Source organism: Pseudomonadota bacterium, from assembly GCA_023229365.1.
GTDB lineage: Bacteria > Myxococcota_A > Polyangia > JAAYKL01 > JAAYKL01 > JALNZK01.
Genome location: JALNZK010000180.1, coordinates 1 through 8,137 on the forward strand (window position 1 = coordinate 1; position 8,137 = coordinate 8,137).

At 72.5% G+C, this 8,137-nt stretch carries 10 protein-coding genes; 2 read left to right on the plus strand and 8 right to left on the minus strand.

What is annotated here, in order from left to right; translation table 11 throughout:
- Nucleotides 1-174 precede the first annotated feature (174 nt).
- Nucleotides 175-477 carry an RNA-binding protein gene (locus tag M0R80_29930; protein MCK9463858.1) on the plus strand — a complete coding sequence of 101 codons (303 nt, stop codon included), beginning with the start codon at nt 175-177 and terminating at the stop codon, nt 475-477.
- Between the two features lie 48 nt (nt 478-525).
- On the opposite strand, the gene M0R80_29935 is transcribed toward M0R80_29930, so the two are convergent.
- The 5 genes from M0R80_29935 to M0R80_29955 all read right to left on the minus strand — a co-directional run bounded on the left by M0R80_29935 (nt 526) and on the right by M0R80_29955 (nt 5,005).
- A complete protein-coding gene (locus M0R80_29935; GenBank protein MCK9463859.1) occupies nt 526-1,140 on the minus strand; it encodes a hypothetical protein in 615 nt (204 codons plus the stop codon).
- Nucleotides 1,137-1,802, minus strand: coding sequence for a TrkA family potassium uptake protein (locus M0R80_29940; GenBank protein MCK9463860.1), 666 nt, complete (start codon nt 1,800-1,802; stop codon nt 1,137-1,139). Before M0R80_29940 ends, M0R80_29935 begins: the two co-directional genes overlap by 4 nt.
- A gap of 28 nt (nt 1,803-1,830) precedes the next feature.
- Nucleotides 1,831-3,885 carry a potassium transporter TrkH gene (locus M0R80_29945; GenBank protein ID MCK9463861.1) on the minus strand — a complete coding sequence of 685 codons (2,055 nt, stop codon included), beginning with the start codon at nt 3,883-3,885 and terminating at the stop codon, nt 1,831-1,833.
- A gap of 57 nt (nt 3,886-3,942) precedes the next feature.
- Nucleotides 3,943-4,095: an Rdx family protein gene (locus M0R80_29950; GenBank protein MCK9463862.1), complete on the minus strand. Its 153-nt coding sequence runs from the start codon at nt 4,093-4,095 to the stop codon at nt 3,943-3,945.
- Nucleotides 4,096-4,186: 91 nt separating this feature from the next.
- On the minus strand, nt 4,187-5,005 hold the full coding sequence (locus tag M0R80_29955) for a fibro-slime domain-containing protein (GenBank protein MCK9463863.1): 819 nt from the start codon (nt 5,003-5,005) through the stop codon (nt 4,187-4,189).
- Between the two features lie 74 nt (nt 5,006-5,079).
- Between M0R80_29955 and M0R80_29960 the strand changes: the two genes are divergently transcribed.
- Nucleotides 5,080-6,870 (plus strand): pseudouridine synthase, encoded by a 1,791-nt coding sequence (locus tag M0R80_29960; protein ID MCK9463864.1) that lies wholly within the window; start codon nt 5,080-5,082, stop codon nt 6,868-6,870.
- On the opposite strand, the gene M0R80_29965 is transcribed toward M0R80_29960, so the two are convergent.
- The 3 genes from M0R80_29965 to groEL all read right to left on the minus strand — a co-directional run.
- Nucleotides 6,854-7,243: a type II toxin-antitoxin system VapC family toxin gene (locus M0R80_29965; GenBank protein MCK9463865.1), complete on the minus strand. Its 390-nt coding sequence runs from the start codon at nt 7,241-7,243 to the stop codon at nt 6,854-6,856. The genes M0R80_29960 and M0R80_29965 overlap by 17 nt on opposite strands.
- The gene (locus tag M0R80_29970; GenBank protein MCK9463866.1) at nt 7,230-7,466 is read right to left on the minus strand and encodes a type II toxin-antitoxin system prevent-host-death family antitoxin; all 237 of its coding nucleotides are present in this window, start codon (nt 7,464-7,466) and stop codon (nt 7,230-7,232) included. Before M0R80_29970 ends, M0R80_29965 begins: the two co-directional genes overlap by 14 nt.
- Nucleotides 7,467-7,566: 100 nt before the next feature.
- On the minus strand, nt 7,567-8,137 hold a 571-nt coding region (gene groEL, locus M0R80_29975; GenBank protein MCK9463867.1), incomplete at its 5' end, for a chaperonin GroEL.

Consider the following 8,137-nt stretch of genomic DNA (forward strand, 5'->3'; position numbering starts at 1 on the left):
GGGCGAAGTGGCCTATTAAAAAAAAATAACTGGCCACGAGGTTCCAAAGGAGCTATGCAATATGCGCCCCGCCTGGATGTTCCCCGCGGTGTGCAGAGTCCGTGCGAATCGACCCCGGGCACTCGCGGTGACTCCAAAGTGTTCTAGAATTCTCGGGAAAAAAGGAAGAGTCAGATGAAGATTTTCGTAGGAAACCTGCCGTTCAGCGTCGATGAGGCCAAGCTGCGTGAGATGTTCGCGCCGTACGGCGAGGTCGACTCCGCCAACGTGATCACCGACCGTGAGACCGGCAGGCCGCGCGGCTTCGCCTTCGTCGAGATGGCGGACGCGGATGCTCGCAAGGCGATCCAGGGCCTGGAGAACCACCAGATGGAAGGCCGCACGCTCAACGTGAACGAGGCCCGCGCCCGCGAGGGCGGCGGCGGCGGCGGCCGCGGCGGGTTCGGCGGCGGTCGTGGCGGCGGCGGCTACCGCTAGTCGTCCCTGGCCCTCGCGGGCCGCTCTCATCCCAACCTCGATTCGGACCTAGCTCAGAGCACACAGGAACAGGGTTCCGCCGGAGATCGGCGTGACGCTCGCGACGCCGGCCGCGGGCCGCCCGGACAACGCGGCGGCCTCGAGCGCCCGCTTCAGGGCGCCCATCGGATCCGCCTCGAGCCGCGCCAGGGCCGACGCGCTCGCCGCGGTCGGCGACCCCCGGCGGTTCACCACGACCGCGGGCGCCGCGAGGCCGTCGAGGAAGTGCAGGAGGGCGGCCCGGTCCGCGGCCGCGATCTCGCGCGGATTCCCCTCGGCGCCGGCGCGCGAGTCCATGATCGCCGAGATCGAGGACGCGATCCTGCCGAGCTCCGTGGGCGCCGGATCGAGCCGCGGGCGCCGGAAGCCGTCCCCGCGGCCGAAGCCGGTGATCGCCTCGTCGATGCGATCGAGCGGCGCGGCGACGCGCGCCATGAGCCGCTTCAGGATCACGGCGCTCGCGCCGAGACCCACCAGCGCGAGCAGCACCATCGCCCACGCGCCCGCCTCGGCCACCGCCCCGCCCGCGTGGCTGCCGAGCAGCGCGATCGCGCCGAACGCCATGACGATCTGGATCGCGACGAGGGCGAAGACCGCCAGCTTGAGCTCCCCGCGCACGCTCATCGTCCCAGCCCCTTCATCCAGCGCTCCACCGCCTCGGCCGGGGAGACGACGACGAGGACGTCGTCCGCCGCGATCGGGGAGGTCGGATCCGGGAGCATCGTCCGCCGGCCCTGCGGATCGCCGCGCCGGAGCGCGACCACCGTGATCCCGTGCCGCGTGGGCAGCGCGAGCTCCTTCAGCGTCCGGCCCACCACCGGCGACGGCGCCGCGAGCTCGGTGAGCATCAGGTCGTCGCCGAGCGGCACCTGGGCGATCACGCTGCGCAGGAGCAGGTGGCTCGCGAACTGCTCTCCGAACGCGCGGTCCGGGTTGACCACCTCGTGGGCGCCGACGAGGCGCAGGATCCGCTCGTGGATCTCGTCCGCCGCCCGCGCCACGACGCGCGGCGCGCCCATCTGCCGCAGGAGCGCGGTGACCACGATCGAGGCCTCGCGCGCCTCCGGTCCCATGGCGCAGACGCAGACGTCGCGCTTCTCGGGGCTCACCGCGGCGAGCGCCTTCTGGTCCATGGCGTCGAAGCACAGGGCGTCGGTGACGAACGCCGACGCGGCCTGCACCCGATCCGCGCTCGCGTCCGCCGCGAGCACCTCGATCTTGCGATCGGCGAGCGCGCGCGCGAGCGACGTCCCGAACTGACCCAACCCGACGATGAGCACCTGCATACGCCTCCTCCGATCCCGCGCCCTCGGGCTAGCCCGTGGCCACGTTTTCCTCCGGCAGCCCGATGCGCCCCTGCACCTGCCGATCCGAGAGCAGCATGAACAGCGTGAGCGGGCCCAGGCGGCCGAGGAACATGCACGTCATGATGATGATCTTGCCGATGCCGTCCAGCTGTGCGGTGCCGCCTATCGACAGCCCCACCGTGCCGAGCGCCGACACCGCCTCGAACACGGCGGTCATCGGCTCCATCCGCTGCGTGAGCTGGAGGGCGACGATCGCCACGATCGCCGCGCCCGAGTACAGGGCGCCGATCGCCGCGGCCTTGTGCACGGCCAGGTGCGGCACGGTCCGCTTGAAGAGCATGACCTCGGGGCGGCCGCGCAGGGCGGCGCGCACGGCGGCGATCAGGAGCGCCGTTGTCGTGGTCTTCATGCCGCCCGCCGTGGAGCCCGGGCTGCCGCCGATGAACATCATGACGATGGCGGTCGTCACGGTCGCCGGCCCCATGGCCGTCATGTCCACCGAGTTGAAGCCCGCCGTGCGGTTTGCCGCCGACTGGAACCAGGCGTTGTGCAGGCGATCGAAGAACGGAAGACCGGCGAGCGAGCCGCCCCACTCGAGCGCCGCGTAGAGCACCGTGCCCAAGGCGAGCAGCGACGCGGTCGTGGCCACGACCACCTTGGTCTGGAGCGGCACGCGCCGCCGCCTCGCGATCGACGGCACGGCCACGATCACGGCCGGCCCGAGGCCGCCCGCGATGATCAGCGCGGCGACCGCGTGCAGCACGAGCGGGGAGCCCCGGTAGGCGACCAGGCTGTCGGTCGCGAGCGTGAACCCGGCGTTGCAGAACGCCGAGATCGCGGTGAAGACGCCGCGGAAGGCGGCGGCGCCGAGCGGGGCCCCGTCGAAGTGGAACACGCCCGTGAGAACCGCGGCGCCGAGGAGCTCGAAGGCGAACGTCACCAGGAACACCTGCCGCAGGGAGCTGCGGAAGTCGCGACTGTCGTCCCCGAGCATGCTCGCCACCGCGACCTCCTGCTTGAGCGCCAGGCGGCGGCCGAGCAGGGCGAGCGCGGCGGTGTAGAACGTCATGATGCCGAGCCCGCCGAGCTGGACCAGGAGGAGGATCACGACCTGCCCCGCCCTCGAGAACGCGGTCGCGGTGTCGACCACGGTGAGGCCGGTGACGCAGGTCGCGCTCACGGCCGTGAACGTCGCGTCGATGAACGGGACGGCCGCGCCCCCGGCGGCGCACAACGGCAGCGAGAGCGCCACGGCGCCCGCCGCGATGAGGACGGCGAACGTGAAGATGAGGAGCCGGGCCGGGTGATCCGAGACCGCGTCCCACAGGCTGGCCACCGCCGCCAGCCCGGTCGAAGCGCGCCTGACCGCGCCGCGGGCGACGACGAGGATCGCGATCGGCAGCGGCACGAGGCAGGTCAGGGCCAGGGACGGGCTTCGGCGCGCGAGCAGCGCGAGGCCGACGGAGGCTGTCAGGATCGCGAGCGGCACGAGGCGCCGGAGCCGGCCGGGGCGCGCGTCCGTGGCGAGCCACACCGTGCCGTACAACGCGGCCGCGGCGAACGCGCCTACCGCCAGCCCCACGGCGAGGGAGCCGCGGGCCGCCTGGACGACGGCGACGAGGAGCCAAGCGAAGAGCGCCATCGCGCTCGACGCCGCGGCCGCCCCGCGTCGGCCGGCGGGATCGGTGTCGGCCGCCGGCGCGGAATCGTCGAGCGCGCGCAGCGGGCCCGCGAAGCGCAGGATCGCCGCGAAGGCCGGCAGGAGGATCGCCAGGGCGAGCGCGGGCCTGTGCGCGCGCGCGGGCACCGCGCCCCCCACGAAGCCGAGCACGGCGAGCGCCGAGAGGATCCGACCGGGCCGCCGGGCGCGCCGGAGCAGGAGGCCGCCGGCGACGGCCGCGGCGCCGCAGGCGATCGACGCGACGAGCCACCAGGTGACCGCGGCGCCCTCGCGGGTCGCGTACTCGGGATCGTGCAGCGCGACGGCGCACAGCACCATGAAAGGACCGAGCGCGACCATCGTCCCGGCGGCGGCGCCGGCCCGGATTCTCGGGAGCGGCATGCCCGAAAGTAGAGCATCGCGGCCGCGGGCTGTAAAGCTGCGCGGGCCGTCGCCCGGCTAGAGGCGGCCGATCAGCTTCTCGATCTCGCCCGGCTCCGGGAAGCGGCCGACGTCGTGCTTGGAAAAGATCCGCGCGCCGTCGATGAAGACGTCGAAGATTCCGCCCGAGCCCTTGACGAGCTCGACCCTCGCGTCGAAGCGCTTCTCCAGCTCTGCCGCCAGACCGGCGGCGCGGGGCTCGTAGCTTCAGGCGGTGCAGTACGTGATGCTGACGCGGAGCGGCTTCGTCATGGTGCGCCTTCTACTCCACGATCGGATCGAAGCAGTCGATCGTCGTGTCGATGCGGAAGGTCGACGCCACGGTGTGGCGCTCGGCGTGGAAGATGTCCATCGGGTAGGTGTCGCCGATCTCGAGGCCGATCTCCCCGGCCACGTCGTCGAGCGTGACCGAGCCCGTCTCGGCGCTGTGCACGCCGCCGAGGTCGATGACGAGGTGCCCGTTGATGAACGTCCACAGATCGTCGTCGCCCGTGAAGGTGAAGACCTCGCCGCCCTGGTAGACGAACGTCGTGTGCACCTCGGTCGTGAAGAAGAAGTTGAAGTCCGGGTAGCCGGCCGCCTCGGCGCCGAACCCCTCCTCCGGGCCAATCGGGAAGAACTCCTGGTCGTTGTACGTCCAGGTGCCGTCGCCGTTGTCCGTGAGCGGGATGTCCTCCGCGAACTCGTAGTTCGTGCCCTCGATCGTCGCGTACCACTGCGCGAACTCCGCGGGTCCGGTCGTGGCGACCGTCGCGCCGCCCGAGGCGTAGGCCGGCTTGCCGTCCTCGCCGAGCTCGTCCTCGACGATGCCGGTCACGAGCCCCGTCAGGTAGTCCTCGAAGTCCGGGTGGTCGATCGAGAAGTCGCGGAGCACGGCGTGGAGCACCGGCTCGCCACAGTCCGAGTCGCCGTCCGAGTCCGAGTCGGAATCGGAATCGGAATCGGAGTCCGAGTCGCCGTCCGTGTCGGTGTCGGTGTCGGCGTCCGTGTCCGTGCCGCCGCTCCCGTCCCCCGGCGCCGAGTTGCCGCACGCCGCAAGCGCGAGCGCCGCGAGCCAGAGCGCCGCATGCCTCGAGATCATCTTCCCCCTCCTTTGCGCGTCCACGTTGCGAGTGGTGTCTCCGTTATACACCCAACTTGGGGTAAGGTGTGTCGATGACGCTGTGCCCCCACGCGCCGCCGTGCGGCGGCTGCCCGCACCTCGCGCTGCCCTACGAGGAGTCGCTGCGCTTGAAGCGCGAGCGGGTGGCCGAGGCGGTATCGCGGTTCCCGGCGCTCTCCGGGGTCGCGCCGTCCGCGTGCGTCGCCGCGCCGTCGCGCACCGGGCACCGCACCCGCGTCAAGGCGCCGGTCGCGGTCGGCGCCGACGGCCGCGTGCGGATCGGCCTCTACGCGCCCGGGAGCCACGAGCTGCTCGATCTCCCGGAGTGCCAGGTCGTCGCGGCCCCGCTCCTCGCGGTGGCCGCGGCGCTGCGCGAGCTGCTCGTCGGGTTCGCGCCGCCGATCGGCCACGTCGATCTGCGCGCCTCGAGATCGACCGGGCTGGTGCACGTCACCCTCGTTTCGCGAGGCCCGGTCGTCGACGAGGATGGCCTGCGCGCGCTCGCGGCGCGGCTCCTCGAGCGCCGCCCCGAGGTGCGCGGCGTGAGCTTGCGGCGCAGCGTCGACGCGCCCACCCCCCGCGCCGTCGCCGGCCGCACCGCCTGCCTCGTTGGGGAGCCGCAGCTCGAGGAGCGTCTCGCCGGGCGCCGCTTCCGGCTCTCCCCGGGCTCGTTCTTCCAGGCCGATCCGGCCGCGGCCGAGGAGCTGCACCGGATCGTGCGCGGCTTCCTCGCACCGCTCGCGCCGATGCGGACGCTGGTCGATCTCTTCGCGGGCGTCGGCGCGTTCGGCATCTGCCTCGCCGACCTCGCCGCGCGGGTCGTCGCGGTCGAGAGCGTGCGGGAGGCGGCGGACGACGCGGCGGCCAGCGCCGCGCTCTCGGGCGTCGGGCTCGAGGTCGAGCCGCTCCCGTCCGAACGGTTCGCCGAGCGGCTGCGCGATCTGGCGCCGGACGCGGTGATCGCCGATCCGCCGCGCCGCGGCCTGGACGCGCGGACGATCGAGGCGATCGGCGGCTCCGGCGCGCGGCGGGTGGCGTACGCCTCGTGCGATCCGGAGACGCTGGCGCGCGATCTCGCGGCGCTCGCGCCGTTCGACCTCGTCTGCGCGGAGATCGCGCCCGTGGATCTGTTCGCGCTCTCGGACCGGGTGGAGGCCGCGGCGCTGCTCGTGCGCGAGCCGGGCGCGTTCTCGCCGCGGATCTTCTGGCGCGGCGGGGATCTCATCGCGGTCGAGAAGCCGTGGATCCTGCCCACCACGCCGCAAGAGGGCAACGCCCCTTCGCTGACGGGGCTCGTGCGGCGCGCTGAGGGCGACGACGCGTGGAGCCCGGCGCATAGGCTCGACGTCGGGGCGTCGGGACCGGTGCTATTCGCCCGCGGCCGGGAGCTCGGGCGGATCGGCGGCGCGTTCTCCCGCGGCGAGGTGGAGAAGGAGTACCTCGCGCTCGTGCGGGGCGTGCCGCGCGGCAAGGGGAAGGTCGCGACCCGCGCGACCCGCGAGCTCGGCGGCGGCGAGGAGCGGACGCGCTACAGGCGCGAGGCGGTGGTCGGCGGCTATGGGCTCGTGCGGGCGCTCCCCGAGACCGGCGAGCGCCACCAGATCAGGCGCCACCTCGAGCGGATCGGCCACCCGATCCTCGGCGACGAGCGGCACGGCGATCCGCGCGCCAACAGGTGGATGATCGAGCGCGCCGCGCTCGACCGGCTGTTCCTGCACCTCGAGCGGCTGCGCTTCCCGGCGCCGAGCGGCGAGATCGTCGAGGTCGTCGTCCCGCTCCCGCCGGAGCTCGAGCTCGTGCTGGACAGGCTGGAGAGGCTGCGCTCCGCTACTTCAGGGTGCTGACAGCGGCGCACGCGAGCAGGAGCTGGTCGGTCGTGACGAGCGTCGCGCGGTGCTCCATCGCCGTCGCGGCGATCAACCGATCTGCGGGATCGCCGTGGATCGCGAGCGAGACGGAGAGCGCCGCGATCTCCACGGTGATCGGGAGCACCGCGATGTTGCGCGCGCGCAGCGCCAAGCGGCAGAAGGTCGCCGCGTCGCAGCCCGGATCGAGGCGGCCGCGCCCGACGAGCATCGCCACCTCCCACAGCGAGATGTCGCTGATGGCGATCGCGCCTTGTGCCGCCTCGCGCTCGATGCGGGCGCGGGTCTTCGCGGAGAGCCGCTTCGGCTCGAGCGCGTCGAAGATCAGCGCGCAGGTGTCAAAGAGGAGCATCCGCGCTCCATTCCTCCGCGACGGGTGAGGTGATGTCGCCTATCACCGCCACCTCCCGCAGGGCCTTGAGCTCCTCACGCGCCTCGGTCGCCGCGTCCGCGCAGCCGACGACGCGGGCGATGACCTGCCCGCGCTTGGTGATGCGCACCTCCTCGCCGTGGGCGACCCGGGCGAGGTAACGCTGCAGGTTCTTGCGCAGATCGGAGACGGTGGTTTCTATCATGGCGGCTCCTTGGTACAATTGAAATGTACAACAGGGCGCCCGCTTTGTCCACGCCGGGAGATTGTCGTGTGGGAGGTCGGGTCGAGGTGGGGCGCGCGGCCTACATCATGTCGTCCATGCCGCCCATGCCGCCCATGCCGCCCATGCCGCCGCCCATGCCGCCGCCCGGCATGCCGCCGGCTTCCTTCTTCGGCTTCTCGGCGATCATCGCCTCGGTGGTGATCATGAGCCCGGACACGGACGCGGCGTTCTGCAGCGCGGTGCGCACGACCTTGGTCGGGTCGGCGATGCCCGCCTTGAGCAGATCCTCGTAGGTGTCGGTCGCGGCGTTGTAACCGAACGCGCCCTTGCCCTCGGCGACCCGCTGCACGACGATCGAGCCCTCGACGCCCGCGTTCGCCGCGATCTGCCGCATCGGCTCCTCGAGCGCCTTGCGCACGATGTCGACGCCGACCTTCTCCTCGTCGAGCACGTCGATCTTGTCGAGCCGACCCATGGAGCGCAGGAGCGCCACGCCGCCGCCGGGGACGATCCCCTCCTCGACGGCCGCGCGCGTCGCGTTCAGCGCGTCCTCGACGCGGGCCTTCTTCTCCTTCATCTCGGTCTCGGTCGCGGCGCCGACCTTGAGCACCGCCACGCCGCCGACGAGCTTCGCGAGCCGCTCCTGGAGC

What these genes read in the sequence shown, in the direction of transcription:
- M0R80_29940 (MCK9463860.1), bottom strand. Translation starts at nt 1,802, where the DNA reads ATGCAGGTGCTCATCGTCGGGTTGGGTCAGTTCGGGACGTCGCTCGCG.
- M0R80_29930 (MCK9463858.1), top strand. Translation starts at nt 175, where the DNA reads ATGAAGATTTTCGTAGGAAACCTGCCGTTCAGCGTCGATGAGGCCAAG.
- M0R80_29955 (MCK9463863.1), bottom strand. Translation starts at nt 5,005, where the DNA reads ATGATCTCGAGGCATGCGGCGCTCTGGCTCGCGGCGCTCGCGCTTGCG.
- M0R80_29960 (MCK9463864.1), top strand. Translation starts at nt 5,080, where the DNA reads ATGACGCTGTGCCCCCACGCGCCGCCGTGCGGCGGCTGCCCGCACCTC.
- M0R80_29970 (MCK9463866.1), bottom strand. Translation starts at nt 7,466, where the DNA reads ATGATAGAAACCACCGTCTCCGATCTGCGCAAGAACCTGCAGCGTTAC.
- M0R80_29945 (MCK9463861.1), bottom strand. Translation starts at nt 3,885, where the DNA reads ATGCCGCTCCCGAGAATCCGGGCCGGCGCCGCCGCCGGGACGATGGTC.
- M0R80_29935 (MCK9463859.1), bottom strand. Translation starts at nt 1,140, where the DNA reads ATGAGCGTGCGCGGGGAGCTCAAGCTGGCGGTCTTCGCCCTCGTCGCG.
- M0R80_29965 (MCK9463865.1), bottom strand. Translation starts at nt 7,243, where the DNA reads ATGCTCCTCTTTGACACCTGCGCGCTGATCTTCGACGCGCTCGAGCCG.